Source organism: Streptomyces sp. NBC_00094 (assembly GCF_026343125.1).
Lineage (GTDB): Bacteria > Actinomycetota > Actinomycetes > Streptomycetales > Streptomycetaceae > Streptomyces.
Genome location: NZ_JAPEMB010000001.1, coordinates 289,412 through 304,649 on the forward strand (window position 1 = coordinate 289,412; position 15,238 = coordinate 304,649).

The 15,238-nt window shown below is 72.8% G+C and carries 15 protein-coding genes; 5 read left to right on the forward strand and 10 right to left on the reverse strand.

The features are described 5' to 3' along the window. Nucleotides 1-27: 27 nt before the first annotated feature. The 6 genes from OG580_RS01385 to OG580_RS01405 all read right to left on the reverse strand — a co-directional run bounded on the left by OG580_RS01385 (nucleotide 28) and on the right by OG580_RS01405 (nucleotide 7,071). A complete protein-coding gene (locus OG580_RS01385; RefSeq protein WP_267041783.1) occupies nucleotides 28-1,980 on the reverse strand; it encodes an ABC transporter ATP-binding protein in 1,953 nt (650 codons plus the stop codon). After that, entirely contained in the window at nucleotides 1,977-2,834 is an 858-nt protein-coding gene (locus OG580_RS01390) for an ABC transporter permease (protein ID WP_267041784.1), read from the reverse strand. Before OG580_RS01390 ends, OG580_RS01385 begins: the two co-directional genes overlap by 4 nt. 5 nt (nucleotides 2,835-2,839) lie before the next feature. Beyond that, nucleotides 2,840-3,784, reverse strand: coding sequence for an ABC transporter permease (locus OG580_RS01395; protein WP_267041785.1), 945 nt, complete (start codon nucleotides 3,782-3,784; stop codon nucleotides 2,840-2,842). Nucleotide 3,785: 1 nt separating this feature from the next. Beyond that, nucleotides 3,786-5,396 (reverse strand): ABC transporter substrate-binding protein, encoded by a 1,611-nt coding sequence (locus tag OG580_RS01400; RefSeq protein ID WP_267041786.1) that lies wholly within the window; start codon nucleotides 5,394-5,396, stop codon nucleotides 3,786-3,788. Between the two features lie 297 nt (nucleotides 5,397-5,693). Next, the gene (locus OG580_RS36255; protein ID WP_354006205.1) at nucleotides 5,694-5,858 is read right to left on the reverse strand and encodes a putative leader peptide; all 165 of its coding nucleotides are present in this window, start codon (nucleotides 5,856-5,858) and stop codon (nucleotides 5,694-5,696) included. Then, nucleotides 5,842-7,071 carry an ROK family transcriptional regulator gene (locus OG580_RS01405; RefSeq protein ID WP_267041787.1) on the reverse strand — a complete coding sequence of 410 codons (1,230 nt, stop codon included), beginning with the start codon at nucleotides 7,069-7,071 and terminating at the stop codon, nucleotides 5,842-5,844. Before OG580_RS01405 ends, OG580_RS36255 begins: the two co-directional genes overlap by 17 nt. Before the next feature lie 556 nt (nucleotides 7,072-7,627). On the opposite strand from OG580_RS01405, the gene OG580_RS01410 reads away from it, so the two are divergent. Continuing rightward, nucleotides 7,628-8,572, forward strand: a complete 945-nt coding sequence (locus tag OG580_RS01410) for a TauD/TfdA family dioxygenase (RefSeq protein WP_267041788.1) — start codon at nucleotides 7,628-7,630, stop codon at nucleotides 8,570-8,572. Nucleotides 8,573-8,637: 65 nt separating this feature from the next. On the opposite strand, the gene OG580_RS01415 is transcribed toward OG580_RS01410, so the two are convergent. Then, nucleotides 8,638-9,009, reverse strand: coding sequence for a cupin domain-containing protein (locus OG580_RS01415; RefSeq protein ID WP_267041789.1), 372 nt, complete (start codon nucleotides 9,007-9,009; stop codon nucleotides 8,638-8,640). 337 nt (nucleotides 9,010-9,346) lie between these two features. Between OG580_RS01415 and OG580_RS01420 the strand changes: the two genes are divergently transcribed. The 3 genes from OG580_RS01420 (at nucleotide 9,347) to OG580_RS01430 (ending at nucleotide 11,718) form a co-directional block, all read left to right on the forward strand. After that, nucleotides 9,347-9,706, forward strand: a complete 360-nt coding sequence (locus OG580_RS01420; RefSeq protein WP_267041790.1) for an SPW repeat protein — start codon at nucleotides 9,347-9,349, stop codon at nucleotides 9,704-9,706. Between the two features lie 188 nt (nucleotides 9,707-9,894). Further along, complete coding sequence (locus OG580_RS01425; protein ID WP_267041791.1) at nucleotides 9,895-10,242, forward strand: DUF805 domain-containing protein; 348 nt, start codon at nucleotides 9,895-9,897, stop codon at nucleotides 10,240-10,242. Between the two features lie 186 nt (nucleotides 10,243-10,428). Next, on the forward strand, nucleotides 10,429-11,718 hold the full coding sequence (locus OG580_RS01430) for an ATP-binding protein (protein ID WP_267041792.1): 1,290 nt from the start codon (nucleotides 10,429-10,431) through the stop codon (nucleotides 11,716-11,718). Here the strand turns inward: OG580_RS01430 and OG580_RS01435 are convergent. Next, on the reverse strand, nucleotides 11,696-12,649 hold the full coding sequence (locus tag OG580_RS01435) for a carbohydrate kinase (protein WP_267041793.1): 954 nt from the start codon (nucleotides 12,647-12,649) through the stop codon (nucleotides 11,696-11,698). The two genes, OG580_RS01430 and OG580_RS01435, sit on opposite strands and share 23 nt — an antisense overlap. Nucleotides 12,650-12,810: 161 nt before the next feature. Here OG580_RS01435 and OG580_RS01440 point away from each other — a divergent pair, with 161 nt between their 5' ends. Further along, nucleotides 12,811-13,389, forward strand: a complete 579-nt coding sequence (locus tag OG580_RS01440; protein ID WP_267041794.1) for a YdeI family protein — start codon at nucleotides 12,811-12,813, stop codon at nucleotides 13,387-13,389. 24 nt (nucleotides 13,390-13,413) lie between these two features. Here OG580_RS01440 and OG580_RS01445 read toward each other — a convergent pair whose 3' ends face one another. Together OG580_RS01445 and OG580_RS01450 are read right to left on the reverse strand one after the other, a co-directional pair. Continuing rightward, nucleotides 13,414-13,917 carry a GNAT family N-acetyltransferase gene (locus OG580_RS01445; protein WP_267041795.1) on the reverse strand — a complete coding sequence of 168 codons (504 nt, stop codon included), beginning with the start codon at nucleotides 13,915-13,917 and terminating at the stop codon, nucleotides 13,414-13,416. A gap of 48 nt (nucleotides 13,918-13,965) precedes the next feature. Then, nucleotides 13,966-15,189, reverse strand: coding sequence for a pyridoxal-phosphate dependent enzyme (locus tag OG580_RS01450; RefSeq protein WP_267041796.1), 1,224 nt, complete (start codon nucleotides 15,187-15,189; stop codon nucleotides 13,966-13,968). Nucleotides 15,190-15,238 lie beyond the last annotated feature (49 nt).

Genomic DNA, 15,238 nt, shown 5'->3' on the forward strand with positions numbered 1-15,238 from the left:
AGCCGCGCCCCGGGGTGCAGCAGGCGCTCACGCGGACACCGCCCCGACGGGAACCCGTACCGGTACGGGTTCGGGTACGGCGGCGAGCAGCGCCCGGGTGTACGGGTCGCGGGGGTGCTCGCACAGCTCGTCGGCGCCGCCGGTCTCGACGATCCGGCCCTCGTGCATGACGGCGATCCGGTGACTGACCTGGCGGACGACGGCCAGGTCGTGGGCGATGAAGACGAGGGCGAGTCCCAGGTCGCGCTGGAGGTCGGTGAGCAGGCCGACGATCTGGGCCTGGACGGAGACGTCGAGCGCGGACACGGGCTCGTCGCATATGAGGACGGTCGGCTCGGGGGCGAGGGCGCGGGCGATGCCGACGCGCTGGCGCTGCCCGCCCGAGAAGGAGCGGGGGTGCCGGTCGGCGGCGGCCGGGTCCAGGCCGACCCGCCGCAGGAGCTCCGCGACGCGCGCGGCGCGTTCCCCCGGGGCGACGGTGCCGAACGCGCGGAGCGGTTCGGCGACGATCTCGCCGACGGTCATGCGGGGGTTGAGCGAGGCGTACGGGTCCTGGAAGACCAGCTGGACGCGGCGGCGTACGGCGTGCAGCTCGGCCCGGCCGGGGCGGGTGACGTCCCGGCCGTCCAGGAGGATCCGGCCGCCGTCGGCGGGGTGGGCGTGGGCGAGGACCCGGGCGAGGGTGGACTTGCCGGAGCCTGACTCACCGACGACACCGAGGGTCTCGCCCGCCGCGAGGGTGAGGGAGACGCCGTCGAGTGCGGTGAGGGAGCGGCGCCCGCGGCCCTTGTACGTCTTGCGGATGCCCTCGGCGGTCAGGACGACGGCGCCGGGTGCGGGCCGGTCGATCAGGACGGGCGGCGGGGGTGGCGGCAGGGGTTCGGTGCGTTCGGCGGCGGGCAGGCAGGCGGCCCGGACGGTCTCCGTGACGGCGGCGAGCGGGGGGACGGCCGTGTGGCAGCGGTCCTCCGCGAGTGCGCAGCGGGCGGCGAAGGCGCAGCCCGCGAGGGGCAGACTCAGGTCGGGCGGGGTGCCGGGGATGCCGGTGAGCCGGGTACCGGAGGGGGCCGAGAGCCGGGGCACGGCGGCGAGGAGTCCGGCGGTGTAGGGGTGCCGGGGGCGGGTCAGGACCTCGGCGGTGGGGCCGTCCTCGACGACGGTGCCGCCGTACATGACGAGGACGCGGTCGCAGGCGCGGGCGACGACGCCCATGTTGTGGGTGATGAGGACGAGTGCGGTGCCGGTGGTACGGGTGAGGTCGCCGAGGAGGGTGAGGATCTGGTCCTGGACGGTGGCGTCGAGGGCGGTGGTGGGTTCGTCGGCGAGGAGGACGTCGGGTTCGCCGGCGAGGGCCATGGCGATGAGGACGCGTTGGCGCTGTCCGCCGGAGAACTGGTGTGGGTGGTCGTCGAGACGGCGCTCGGGGTCGGGGATGCCGACGAGCCGGAGGAGCTCGACGGCGCGGGCGCGACGGGCGGCCTTGTCTCGACGGACGGGCTTGTCGTGGCGGGCGGCCTTGTCGCGACGAACGGCCTTGTCGTGGCGGCCTCCGGCGTCCTCGGCAGCCCCGCCGTCACCGGTCGCCCTGCCGTCACCGGCCGCCCTGCCGTCGTGGGCGCGGAGGACCTCGTCCAGATGGCGGCCGACGGTGAGGACGGGGTTGAGGGCCGTCATCGGGTCCTGGAAGACCATGCCGATACGGGCTCCGCGTACGGCTCGCAGTGCGGCCGCGTCGGCCGTGACGAGGTCCTGTCCGTCGAGGCGGACGGAGCCGCCGCTGATCCGGCCGGTGCCGGGGAGCATGCGGAGCAGGGCGAGGGCGGTGGTCGACTTGCCGGAGCCCGACTCGCCGACGACGGCGAGGGTCTCGCCCCGGCGGATCGTGAACGACACGTCCCGTACCGCGTGCAGCGCACCTCCGTCGGGGGTGGCGAACTCCACGTCCAGGCCCTGGACTTCGAGGAGCGGCGGGGTGGTCATCGGCGTATCTCCCGGTTCAGTGCCTCGGCGGTCAGGGAGAGGCCGAGGACGAGCGCGGTCACGGTCACGAGCGGTCCGGCGGCGAAGTGCGGGGCCTGCGCGAGATAGGGCATGGACTGGCTGAGGACGGCTCCCAGCGTGGGTTCCGGGGGCCGCACTCCTACGCCGAGGAAGCTCATGGCGCCCTCGATGAAGACGGCGACGGTGAGGGAGACCGCGAGCTGGACGACGAGCGGGTCGGCGGCGTTGGGCAGGATGTGCCGGGTGAGGATCCGGCCGCCGGAGGTACCGCCCACCCGGGCGGCCGTCACGTACTCCCGGCCGCGCTGGACGAGGATGCCCGTGCGGAGGAGCCGCCCGAAGACGGGGATCTCCGCGAGGGCGATGACGAGGATCACGGGCAGCCGGCCGGGGCCGAGGATCGCGGTGACGGCCAGTGCCAGGATCAGTCCGGGGAAGGCGAGGACCAGGTCGAAGGCGCGCTGGATGACGGTGTCGGCGACCGGGTGGGCGGCGGCCGCCAGGGCGAGGAGGCAGCCGAGGGCGGCGCCGAGCGGGACGGCGACGGCGATGATGCCGAGGTCCGCGCGGATGCCGTGGAGGAGGCGGGCGAGGAGGTCGCGGCCGAGGTCGTCGGTGCCGAGCGGGTGGCCGGGGGTGCCGGGCCCGGCGAGCGCGAGGGCGCTCTGATCGGTGGGGCCGTGGCCGGAGAGGAGCGGTGCGAGGAGGCCGACGAGCACGACCAGGCCGACGAGGGCGAGGCCGGTGCGGCCGCGGGCGGTGGCGAGGGCGGCCCGGTAGGGGTGGCGGGGCCGGCGGGCGAGGGGCGGCTTGGCCGCTGCGAGGGTGGTCATGGCGGTCACTCCCACCTGATCCGGGGGTCGAGCCGGGCATGGACGAGGTCGGTCAGGAGCTGGACGAGGACGAAGACGGTGACGAGGAGGAGCAGGAGGTCCTGGACGACGGGGTAGTCGCGGCGGACCAGGGCCTGTTCGGCGAGCTGGCCGAGGCCCGGCCAGGCGAAGATCGCCTCGACGAGGACGGCGCCGCCGAGGAGGTGGCCGGTCTGCATGCCGAGGAGGGTGACGACGGGCGGGAGGGCGTTGGGCAGGGCGTGGCGCCAGAGGAGGCGCCGGGGTGCGATGCCGGCCGCGGTGGCGGTGCGGACGTAGTCCTCGGCGAGGGCGCGCCCGATGCTGTCCTCCAGGTAGCGGCCGAGGACGGCGGCGCTGGGCAGGGCGAGGCAGAGGGCGGGCAGCAGCAGGTACTGGACGCCGAGGTCGGGTGCGGTGAGGAGCGGGACGCGTCCGCCGGGTGGCAGGACGCCGAGGAGGACGGCGAAGAGGAGGACGAGGAGGACGCCGGTGACGAAGGGCGGTACGGCGAGCGCTCCGGTGGTGAGGATCCGTACGGCGCCCCGGAGCCAGCGGTTGCGGGAGGTCGCGCCGACGATGCCGAAGGCGGCGCCGAGGACGACGACGAACAGCAGGGCCCCGAGGGTGAGTTCGACGGTGGCGCCGATGCCGTCGCCGATGAGGTCGGCGGTCTGGCCACCGATCGCGTACGAGGGTCCCAGGTCGCCGGTGAGGAGTCCGCCGATCCACCGCGCGTACTGGGCGGGCAGCGGATCGTCGAGGCCGAGGTGGGCGCGGATCGCCGCCTCGGTCGCGGCGCTCGCGTCGGGTCCGGCGAGGACGGCCGCGGGGTCGCCGGGGACCAGCCGGAGGACGGCGAAGACGAGGAAGGACGCGAGGAGGAGGACAAGGAGGGCGGAGGGGAGCCTCCGCAGCAGATAGCCGCTCATCTCAGCCCGCCAGGTAGGCGTCGTCGAGGTTGAGATAGGAGAACTTGTTGAGCGTCACGCCGTGGAGCTTCTTGGCGGAGACCTGGACGGCGCCTCGGATGGCCAGGTCGATGATGAACGCCTCGTCGAGGAGGGTGTCGGTGATCTGCTGCCGGAGGGTGTTGGCACGGGCGCCGTCGGCGGGTGCGGTCCAGGCCTCGCGGACGACCTTCGTGTAGGCGGCGGAGCGGTACTTCGAGGTGTTCTTGGCCTCGTTGAAGGGGTAGGCGCTGACGGCGAGGGTGGACGGCTGGACCTGGGCGAAGCTGTGGCTCATGGTCCAGAGGCCGGGCATCGTCTGGGAGATGAGGTTCTTCTGGGCGGTGGCGGGGTCGGTGGGCTGGAGGGTGACGTGGACGCCGATCTGCCGGAGGTCGTACTGGACGGCCTCGGCGAGCGCCGTCTCGCCGGGCAGGTTGATGTGGAGGAGCGGCAGGTCGAGCCGGGTGTGGCCGGCGGACCTGAGGAGTTCGCGGGCCTTGCCGGGGTTGTGCGTGTAGTGGGTGCGGCCGGCCTCGGTGAAGGCGGGCGAGGACTTGGGCCAGGGGGTGGCGGAGGCGAGTCCGTAGCCGCCGAGGACCTGCTGGAGGATCCGCTCGCGGTCGATGCCCCAGGCGAGGGCCTGCCGGACGGTCTTGTCGTTCAGCGGGGCGACGGTGGTGTTGACGCCGAGATAGAGGGCGCCGCCGCCGGTGGAGTACTCGCTGATGGCGAGGTCGGGGGCGGAGGCGACGACGGTGAGGTTCTTGCCGGGGACGCTGAAGGAGAGTTGGGACTGTCCGGTGCGGAGGGAGGAGAGGAGTGCGTCGGCCTGGGGCACGATGCGGAACTCGACGCCGTCGAGGTAGGGGCGGTCGGGCTGCCAGTACGTCTCGTTGCGGGTGAAACTGAGGCCCGAGCCGGGGCTCCACTTGGTGAGCTTGAAGGGGCCGGTGCCATTGAGCCTCTTGCCGGTGACGGCGTCCTCGACGCTGTTCGGATCGGTGATGATCATGAACTCGAACAGGTCGAAGAGGTTGTTCACCGGGTGGGCGAGCTTCAGGACGAGCTCGTGGTCGCCGCGCTTCTCGAAGCCGGTGACCGCGGCGGCCGTGGCTCTCAACTGGGCGGCGCGGAGCGGGTTCTGAAGGTTCTTCACCGCGAAGATCACATCGTCGGCGGTGAAGGGGCGGCCGTCGTGGAAGGTGACGCCGCTGCGGAGGGCGAGGGTGATGCTCCGGCCGTCCTTCGCGTACTCCCACGAGGTGGCGAGTTCCGGCTGGGGCGTCAGTCGGTCGTCGTAGCGGGTGAGGGTGTTGTAGATCAGCCGGTGCTGCAGCGACTGGCCGCTCTGGGCGAAGAGCAGGCTGGGCGTGAAGTCCGTGTTGACGGCGACGGTGAGGGTGCCGCCGCGCCGGGGCTCCGCCCCGGCCTTGCCGGCCTCGCCCGCCTTGCCCGCCGGGGCCTCGGCCTCGGAGACCGCGGAGCGGCAGCCCGTGAGACCGAGTCCGAGGAGCAGGGCGCCACCGCCCGCGGCACGCAGGGTGGAGCGCCGGGAGGGGGCGGAGGGCGTGGTGGGGTACGACTCGGTCATCGTTGCCTGCCTTGGAAGGGATCGGAGACCCGCGGGGCACGCCCGTTTCTTCCGCTGCGGGAGAAACGAGCGACACCGGATGCGCGGGGTACGCGGAAGACGCGGTACGGGAGGAGGTACGGCGGTACGGCCGTGCTGCCGGTCGACGTCGGGGTACGACGGAGCGCACCGGCCGACGCACCGGCGAAGGCCGGTGAGGCCGACGGAAGTTCAGGAAAGGTTCAGGGGAGATTCAACGGGCGCGGACGGGATCGCCACACCTGGAGGGGCGATCGGCCCGGCGGCCGGCGCGGGGGATCAGACGCGGACGGCACAGACCGCGCTGGCCTGTCGACAGAGGTCGACGTGCCTGCGGGAGATGAGGCGCATGTCCGGATTCACGGGAGTAATATGACAGCGGCCTCGCGGGGCGGTCAACCGGTGGAGATCACATTCTGAGACGACATCACCTGCCCCCCTCATCGGCGAGAAGCTCTTCAACCGTCTCAAGAGGCCTTCTGAACAGGGAATTCAGCAGAACCGTGCCCGCCGCGACCGGCAGTGTGGCCGGTCCGGCATGTGGACTGACGATGCGTTCGGGATCGTCGCAGACGTGCGAGAGGTCGATCGCCGCCCCGCGGATCTCCTCCAGATAGTCCGGTTCGAGGACGCTGGCGTGCTCGGTCACGACGACCAGGTCGGGATTGAGGACGTCGAGGAGCAGCGCGATGGCGCGGCCCACCGCCCGGGCCCGTTCGCGCAGCAGCCGGTCGGCGCGCCGGTCCCCGGCCGCGGCCGCGTCCACCACGAGGAACGTGTCGGGCTCGGGGACGATCCCGCGGCGCACGGCGGTGAGCCCGAGCGCGGTGTTCGAGGCGGTCGCCTCCAGGCAGCCCGAACGCCCGCACGGGCAGAGGACCGTGGAGTCGGGCACGGGAAGGTGCGCCACGTCCCCGGCCGCCGATCCGGGGCCCTGGTGCACGATCCCGGCGAGCCCCACGGCGGCGTCGACGACGTTCCCGATGAAGAGGTGGACGAGGCTTCGGCGGGCGGCGGGCCGCCCGAAGAGGATCTCCGACTGGGCGATGGAGCGGGCGTGGTTGTCCAGTCGTACGGTGTGCCCGCCGAGGCCCCGGGCGAGTTCCGCGGCCAGCGGTCGGCGACGCCAGCCGAAGGCGTCGTGGCGGACGACCACACCCTCCGCGGGGTCCACCCAGCCACCGACCGCGGCGCCGACGCCCAGCAGCGGGCGCCCCTGGGCGTGCTCGTCGAGGAAGCCGCGCAGTGCGCCGGCGACGGCGGCGGGCAGGCCGTCCGGGGCGATGCCGTCGTGCGGGTACGAGCGGCGGGCGAGGACCCGGCCGCGCAGGTCGACGAGGCCGAGGGTCGAGCTGGGGACGCCGAGGTGGACGCCGCCGACGACCGGCCCGCCGACGGCTCCGACGTGCAGGTCGACGGGGATCTGCGGTCGTCCCACTCCCCCGCCTCCGGCGAGTTCCGGCAGCTCGCGCAGGAGGCCCAGCCGCGTGAGGTCGGTCGCCTGGCGCGAGACGGCGGCGGGGCTGAGGCCGGAGAGCCGGGCGACGGCGCCGCGGGCGACCGGACCGTGGTCGAGGACGGTCCGCAGCACGGTGGCGGCATTGGTCTCGCGCCGGCCGTCGCCTGCCATCCGGGTCCCGTGGGAGGTGGTCGTCATGGGTGCCTCTCTGCGTCACTGTTGCGGCGGTGTGAATTCCCGGGGCGCCGGGCGGCGGAGCCTGGACGGCCCCGCCCGTAGGGGCCGCCCCCCTCCGGACTTCGGCGTATCACCGCTGGTCACACCGGGTCTGACGGAGCGGTACATGCCGGGGCGAGGGCGCCGAGCAGGCGCCGATTCAACCATCGCGGGCGGCGGTTCGGGGAGTCGGCGGGCGCTTGACGGCCGGCGACGGGCGCTGCGAGGCTCCGGGACATGTTCGCGACCTCCTCGTGTCCCGCCGGCTCCGGCGCCTGATCCTCGCGATCCTTCGCGTGACCGGTTCGCCGCTCCCGCGCCCCGGCTGCCTCGCCGCCGCCCCCTCTCGTACAGCTCGCCCCACTCGCAGGGTCGTACACCTCGCAGGGTCGTACACCTCGCAGGGTCGTACACCTCCTGTCACGGTCGTACGCCTCGCCCCGGCGGCCCCTCTTCACCTCATCGCTTTCCCCTCATTACTTCCGCTCCGAAATTAATTCCGGAGCACTCCCGGAACCCCCGAAAGGACCCCACCACCATGTCGACCGCCACCACCACCGTCACCGTCCAGAAGGTCGGCGGCCGCCTCGGCGCCGTCATCTCCGGCGTCCGCCTCGGCGGCGACCTCCCGGCGGAGACCGTCGCCGAGATCCGCGCCGCGCTCCTCGCCCACAAGGTCGTCTTCTTCCGGGGCCAGGACCACCTGGACGAGGAGTCCCACGAGGCCTTCGGCAAGCTCCTCGGCACGCCCGTCGCCCACCCCACCGTCCCCTCCGTCGACGGCCGTTACTCCTTCCCGATCGACTCCGACCACGGCGCCCGGGCCAACCAGTGGCACACCGACGTGACCTTCGTGCCGGCCTACCCCGCCTTCTCGATCCTGCGCGCGGTGACCATCCCGCCGTACGGCGGCAACACCCTCTGGGCCAACACCGCGACGGCGTACGCCAAGCTCCCCGAGCCGCTGCGCGCGCTCGCCGACAGCCTGCGCGCGGTGCACTCCAACGACTACGACTACGCGGCCCTGCGCCCGGGCGTCCTGCCCGAACAGCTCGCGCGCTTCCGCGAGGTCTTCGCGTCGACGAAGTACCTGACCGAGCACCCGGTCGTACGGGTCCACCCGGAGACCGGCGAACGGACCCTGCTGCTGGGCAACTTCGTCCAGCGGATCAGCGGCCTGACGGGCGCCGACTCCCGCGCCCTGCTCGCGCTCTTCCAGTCGCACGTCGAGCGTCCGGAGAACACCGTGCGCTGGCAGTGGCAGGTCGGCGACGTGGCCATCTGGGACAACCGCGCCACCCAGCACTACGGCGTGGACGACTCCGACGACCACGAGCGGAAGCTCCGCCGGGTGACCATCGACGGGGACGTGCCGGTCGGCGTGGACGGCGCCTCCTCGGTGCTCCTCGCGCCCGAGTCCGTACCGGACCCGGCGTTCGGCATCGCCTCCGGCGCGTCGACGGCGGAGCCCGCCGCGGTGTGACCACCCGCTCGGCGGCACCCCGGACCGTCCCCGTACGGTCCGGGGTGCCACGGAGGCGGAAGCGGTCAGGAACCGGGCCGCTGGGCGTAGTCGCCGAACCCCACCCAGTCGAGGGCCACGCAGGGGTCGTCGCCGAGGACCCAGGCGTCGTGTCCGGGCTTGACCTCCATGAAGTCACCGGCGCCGAACTCCACCGACTCGCCGTCGTCCATGACGACCTTCATCCGGCCGCTGACGACGTACCCGACGTGTGACGCCTGGCAGCTGTCGGTGCCGACGATCGGCTTCACGTGCTTGGACCACTGCCAGCCCGGCTCGAACACGGCGCGGCCGACGGCACCGCGCTCCCCGTTGAGCAGGTCGAGCCTGCCCTTGCCGTCCTCGAAGGGACGGGTCTCGTCCGCTGAATCGAAGCTTCTCCGTACGATGCCGGCCATCGCGCTCTCCCGGCGTGCAGGGGTCGGGCCCCGAGTCCACTTCCAGGCTACGCCGGAACGGCGCGGGGCACCCGGCACACCGCAGCCGGTCGCACGTTCGTCTCTTTGGTGAATTCCGGCATATTCGTGCCGCAAATTCTGTGCGCTTCCCCTACCGGACAGATCTACACATAAAGGCCAGATAAGCGCACAATGGAGCAGCGGCAGGATTGCCGCAAGCGCGGTCAGACGTGCATGACGCCAAAAGGAGGCGAGTCGTATGGCCGACGTCTCTCACCGTCCTGGTGATATCGCGGGACACCCCGATGCCTCGGAAATGCGGGACCGTTATGCCCGCATGCTCCAGACACGAGGCGTCGCGGCGGTCGAGGAACTCGTGATCCTCGCCGGAATCTACGCCGCGATCTCCGCGTGGACGGTTCACTTCTCCGCCGCCCGACCGGAACTGGCCATCACCAATCTGGTCGTCGGTATCGCACTCGCCGCACTCGGCCTGTGCATGTCGATTGCTCCGGAACGGTCACAGGACCTGAACTTCGTCGTACTGCTCATGGGCGCATGGCTGATCGTCGCCCCGTGGGTGGTCACGCGGAACCCCGACACCGGCATGATCCTGAGCAACGTGATCACCGGCGCGTGCGTCTGCCTGTTCTCCCTCACCGCCGGCGGACTGCTCATGACCAAGAGAAGGACGTGACGTTCTGAGTTCACCCCCGGAACGGCGGCCCCTCCCATCCCTGGAGGCGCCGCCGTTCACTGCGTCATGTCAGTGAACGGCCACTACCGGATAACGGATCGCCCCGCCGGGTTTCCACCCCCACGTTCTGCGCAAAACTTCTCCCACCGGGACAGGATCCCGCTCGCCACCCAGTCCTTGGGGGAAAAGTGAACTGGTACCTCGACGTTCTGAAGAGATACGCGGACTTCACCGGACGCGCGCGCCGCAAGGAGTACTGGATGTACTCCCTGTTCACCTTGATCGCGGTGCTCGTCCTCGCGATCATCGATTTCTCGCTCGGCACGTACCCGGTGCTCGTCGGCATCTACGGTCTCGCCACCCTCCTGCCCTCCCTCGGCGTCACCGTCCGCCGCCTCCACGACACCGGCCGCTCCGGCTGGTGGTACCTCATCGCCCTCGTCCCGTTCGTGGGCGGCATCGTCCTGCTGGTGTTCACGGTCATCGAGGGCGACGCCCACCCCAACGCCTACGGCGCCGACCCCAAGGCGTCCTGAGCCCACTGACGTACGACGTGTGAGGGCCCCCGGAAGGCGATCCTTCCGCGGGCCCTCACGCGTCCCGCCGCATAGAGCCGGTACGGAGCGTTCGTCCGCACCGGCTTGTGCACGGCGGCGCACGACCGGTGCCGACAGCCGCGCCTAGCCTCACCACAAGGGCACCAACGAGGGGCGGTACCACCCGTGAACTGGCACATCCACGACTACCGCGAGAGCGATCTCGCCGCCGTCGTCCACCTGATCGACACCACGGCCGAGCTCGGCCAGGAGTCGGTGTTCTCGCTCGCCGAGTGCATCGGGGCCCTCACCTCCCGGGAGCCGGCCGTCGTCGCCGTCCATCAGGGCGTACCCATCGGTGCCGCGCTCGCCTGTGTGTCCGGCGAGCGGGCATGGGTGATGCGGATCGCGATCTCCTCCGCGTGGCGCGGCCGAGGTCTGGCGAGCGCCCTGCTCGTGGAGCTGGAGCGACGGCTCGTGGCCGCCCGGGTCGGGCGGATCGCGTACGTCCTGCCGGAGGAGGAACTCCTCGGCGAGGGCCTCCTGAACGCCGGGTACACCCGTCAGCCGGCCGTCGCGTACTTCGAGAAGGTGGAGCCCCTGCACGGACCGGCCGCCGGCCTCCTCGACGACCTGGGCGGGCGGCTGCTCCCCGGCGATCTGTGGGCGAAGGTCGCCGGGATGGAGCGGGAGAAGGACCTCATCGAGCGCCGGGTCGTGCTGCCCCTCGCGGAGCCCGAGCGGGCCACCCGGCACGGGGTGCGGCCGCCGCGCGCGGTCTGTCTCTTCGGTCCGCCCGGCACCGGGAAGACCACCTTCGCGCGGGGTATCGCCTCCCGACTCGGCTGGCCCTTCGTGGAGATCCTGCCGTCCCGCCTCGCCGACGAGGGGAACCTCGCCGCCGCCCTGCGGTCGGCGTTCGCCCGGATCGCCGAGCTGGAGCGGGTCCTCGTCTTCATCGACGAGGTCGAGGAGATCGCCCCGGTCCGCTCGGAGCCCGCGCAGCCCGGTGGGATGCACGGTGTGACCAACGAACTCCTCAAGCTGATACCGGGGTTCCGGGAGCGGGACGAGCGGCTGCTCGTCTGCGCCACCAACTCGATCCGCTCCCTCGACCCGGCGTTCCTGCGCCCCGGCCGCTTCGACTACCTCATCCCGATCGGTACGCCGGACAAGGTGGCGCGCGCCGCGATCTGGGCCCGCTACACGGACGGGCGTACGGACGTCGACATCGACGAACTCGTCCTGGCGAGCGATCTGTTCACCCCGGCCGACATCGAGCACGCGGCCCGGATCGCCGCCCAGGCCTCCTTCGAGCGGGACCTCGTCGCGGTCGGCGGCCGGGGTGCGGACGCCCCGGCGCCCGGGGCGTCCACGGCGGACTACCTGGAGGCCATCGCGCAGTGCCGGCCGACCGTCACCCCGGAGATGGTCGAGCAGTTCGCCTCGGACATCACGACACACGCCCGGACCTGAGGCCGAACTCCTGCCTGATCGCGTCGAGTTCAGCGCGGTCGGGCGGCTGGGCGCCGGCCCGGGAGACGGTGACGGCCGCCGCCGCCCCGGCCCGAGCGAGCAGCCCGGCGAGCTCGTCGGCGGAGAGCCCGCCGAGCGCCGACCGGTCCCTCCCGGCCAGGGTGTCCAGTACGGCGGACATGAAGGAGTCGCCCGCGCCGACGGTGTCGACGACGGGGACCGGCGGCGCCCCGGCGGTGACGGTGTGGTGCCGGGTCACGGCGAGCGAGCCGTCCGCGCCCCGGGTGACCAGGACGACGGCAGGACCGAGGGAGAGCCACCGGGCCGCGATCGCGTGCGGCTGCCGGCCCGGGTACAGCCAGGCCAGGTCCTCGTCGCTCGCCTTCACGAGGTCGCTGAGGGCGACGCAGCGCTCGACCCGGGCGACGGCCTCCGCGTGCTCCCCCATCAGCTTCGGGCGGACGTTGGGGTCGTAGCTGACGGTGGCCCGGTCCCGGAGCCGCTCGGTCTCGGCGAGCACCGTGTCCGCACCGGGGGCGGTGACGGCGGCGATCGAGCCGATGTGCACGTGCGCGGGCGCCACGCGGGCGGGTGTCGCGTCGGCCGGCTCCCCGGCCTCCAGGGTCCAGGCGATGTCGAAGGCGTACGTGGCCTGGCCCCGGCCGTCGAGGCCCACGACCGCCGACGGGGTGCGCGCGGGGGTGCCGCCGAGGGTGATCCGTACCCCCGCGCCCCGCAGGTGGTCCGCGATCAGCCGTCCGGCGGAATCGTCGGCGAGCTGGGTGAGCAGGGTGACGTCCCGGCCCAGGCGGGCCAGGCCGTAGGCCACGTTGGCCGGGCTCCCGCCGGGATGGACGCGGTCGGCGACGCCGGACCCCGCGGGGGTGCGGACGATGTCGGCGACGCACTCGCCGATCACCAGGAAGGACATGGGGGCAGAACTCCTCGGCGTAGGTGTCGCAGGCATCCCGACTGGTCGTGACGACATCGCACGCACGTTCCGGCCGGAATCCGGCCGCTGACAATATCGTGTGCACGAAGGCCGCCGACGGCATCGCCGACGGCGCAGGCGGTACGGGGAGGGGTTGTCCGGTGGAGACGGTCGAAGGGCTCGCGGTCATCGCGTTCGGCGACGGGAAGGAGCTGGAGGCCTGGCTGGAAGCGCACCACGCGGACACCCCCGGCATCTGGCTGCTGCTCGCCAAGAAGGGCACGGACCTCCCCTCACCGACGGCGGACGAGATCCTCGACGGCACGCTCGTCTACGGCTGGATCACCGGCAAGCGCATCACGCGCGACGAGCGCACCTACCTCCAGAAGATCACCCCGCGCCGGCCGCGCAGCCTCTGGTCCCAGGTCAACGTGCGCCAGGTCGAGGCGCTCACCGCCGCCGGCCGGATGCGCGAGCCGGGCCTCGCGGAGGTCCGGGCGGCGCGGGCGGACGGACGGTGGGAGGCCGCGTACCCCTCCCAGAAGGACGCGACCGTCCCGGACGACCTGGCGGAGGCCCTGGCCGCGAACCCACGGGCCGCGGCGGCCTTCGAGACCCTGGGGAAGACCGACCGCTATCTGGTGATCCTGAGCCTCTGGCAGGCGCGTACGGAGAAGACGAGGGCGGCGCGCCTGGAGCGGGCGGTGGCCGCGCTCGCGGCGGGCGGGCAGCGGGGCTGAGGGCGGAGCGGGCGGGGCAGCCCGTCAGTCCCGGCGCAAGCGGTAGAGGACCTGGTGGGCGTCCCACTCGACGAAGGACTCCGCGTACTCCAGACCGACGGCCTCCAGGAGACGACGCGAGCGGTCGTTGGCCTCCTGGGTGACCGCGACGACGCTCGGCGTGCCCTCCAGGACCCGCGCGACGATCGCACCGACCGCCTCCCGGGCGTACCCCCTCCCCCAGTGCTCGGGCAGGAACTGGTACGACACCTCCGTCTCCCCGTGCCGCGCGCCCGGCTCCACGCTGACGAGCCCCAGCAGGACGTCGTCCTCGGCCCGGATCACGGCGTGGAACCCGGGCGCCCCGACGATCCGGCGCTGCCGGATACGGATGACGGACTCGATGACGGGCCCGCCGAGGTGGTGCCGCACGTCGGGGTCGGTCCACAGCCGGGTCACGGCCGGGAGGTCGCCACTGCGGACGGGCCGCAGCAGCAGCCGGTCGGTGGTGAGGGGCGCGGCGTGGGCGGAGGCCGGGGAGACGGGCATGGACCCGATCATCTCAGCCCGGGCGCCTCGCCCTCAGGCAGCAGCCGCTCAGTGCCCGGGTTCGGCCGACAGCGCGGCCTTGATCGACGGCCAGTCCGGCGGCGTCGGCTCGAACGTCCCGCTCGCCGTGGTCACGTCCTTGTAGCCGCTGGACGTGACCACGCACACCACCGGGCCCTCGGTCTCCTGCGGTCCGTGGGTCCTCAGGCCGGCCAGGCCCGCCGCCGCCGAGGTCTCGCACCAGAGGCCCAGCGACGCCAATTCCCGGCGGGCGCGCAGCATGTCGTCGTCCGTCACCGTGCGGGACGCACCCCCGGTCGTCCGGACCGCGAGGATCCCTCGGTAGCTGGTGATCTCGCAGTCGATGGCGTACGCCACGGTGGGGCGGACGGGGACCCGGACGGCGGGGCTTCCGGTGCGGAGGGCCTCCGTGAGTGCGCCGGCCGCGGCGGGTTCGGTCGCGTACATCCGGGGGACGGAGTCGGTCACGCCGAGCCTGGCCAGTTCCTGGAAGCCCTTGGCCACGCCGAAGAGCAACTCTCCGTATCCCGTGGGGAGATGCACCGCCGCCGGTGCCCGGCCCAGGTCGAGGGCGATCTCGTACGCGAGGGTCTTGTAGCCCTCCGGCCCGAAGGGGTGTCCGGTGTGGGCGGTGTCCGTGACGCTGCTGACGGCCTGGAAGCCGAGTTCGTGGACGATCCGGCGCATGAGCGGGCGGACCGACTCGTACGGGACGGTCAGGACCGTGGCCCCGTAGGCGCGGAGGTGGGAGGCGACGGCGGGCGGGGCGTGCGGGGAGGTGAAGACGGCGCAGGGCAGTCCGGCGCGGGCCGCGTAGGCGGCGGCCGCCGCTCCGTGGTTGCCGGAGGAGGAGACGACGATCCCCCGCGCGCCCGAGGCGACGGCGGCGCTGACGGTGACCCGGTTGAGGCGGTCCTTGTGGCTCCACGTCGGGTTGCGGGACTCGTCCTTGATCCAGATGCCGTCGGGGAGTTCGATCAACGGGGTGTTGCCCTCGCCCAGGCCGGGGGCGGCCAGCGGCGGGAGAAGCGGCGCCCATCGGTCGAGGCCGTGGGCGGCCGGGCGCGTGAACAGCTCGGCGGGGACCTCGTCGTACGCGTAGTCGATGTCCAGGGGGTACGCGATCTCGTCGGTGGAGGTGACGGGACAGCCCTCGGTGAGCGGTGGCCACAGGGGGTGACGTACGGAGGGGTCGAGGAGTGAGCGCTGGGCGGTGGCGAGGGAACGGGGCGCCGGGGCAGGGGAGTTCACGCAGTGACCTTTCAGGGAGAAGGGGAGGGACCGCGGTGCCGTGGGGAGT

Coding starts and splice junctions, on each gene's coding strand:
- OG580_RS01385 (WP_267041783.1), bottom strand. CDS start 1,980: ATGACCACCCCGCCGCTCCTCGAAGTCCAGGGCCTGGACGTGGAGTTC.
- OG580_RS01390 (WP_267041784.1), bottom strand. CDS start 2,834: ATGACCACCCTCGCAGCGGCCAAGCCGCCCCTCGCCCGCCGGCCCCGC.
- OG580_RS01395 (WP_267041785.1), bottom strand. CDS start 3,784: ATGAGCGGCTATCTGCTGCGGAGGCTCCCCTCCGCCCTCCTTGTCCTC.
- OG580_RS01400 (WP_267041786.1), bottom strand. CDS start 5,396: ATGACCGAGTCGTACCCCACCACGCCCTCCGCCCCCTCCCGGCGCTCC.
- OG580_RS36255 (WP_354006205.1), bottom strand. CDS start 5,858: ATGAGGGGGGCAGGTGATGTCGTCTCAGAATGTGATCTCCACCGGTTG.
- OG580_RS01405 (WP_267041787.1), bottom strand. CDS start 7,071: ATGACGACCACCTCCCACGGGACCCGGATGGCAGGCGACGGCCGGCGC.
- OG580_RS01410 (WP_267041788.1), top strand. CDS start 7,628: ATGTCGACCGCCACCACCACCGTCACCGTCCAGAAGGTCGGCGGCCGC.
- OG580_RS01415 (WP_267041789.1), bottom strand. CDS start 9,009: ATGGCCGGCATCGTACGGAGAAGCTTCGATTCAGCGGACGAGACCCGT.
- OG580_RS01420 (WP_267041790.1), top strand. CDS start 9,347: ATGCTCCAGACACGAGGCGTCGCGGCGGTCGAGGAACTCGTGATCCTC.
- OG580_RS01435 (WP_267041793.1), bottom strand. CDS start 12,649: ATGTCCTTCCTGGTGATCGGCGAGTGCGTCGCCGACATCGTCCGCACC.
- OG580_RS01445 (WP_267041795.1), bottom strand. CDS start 13,917: ATGCCCGTCTCCCCGGCCTCCGCCCACGCCGCGCCCCTCACCACCGAC.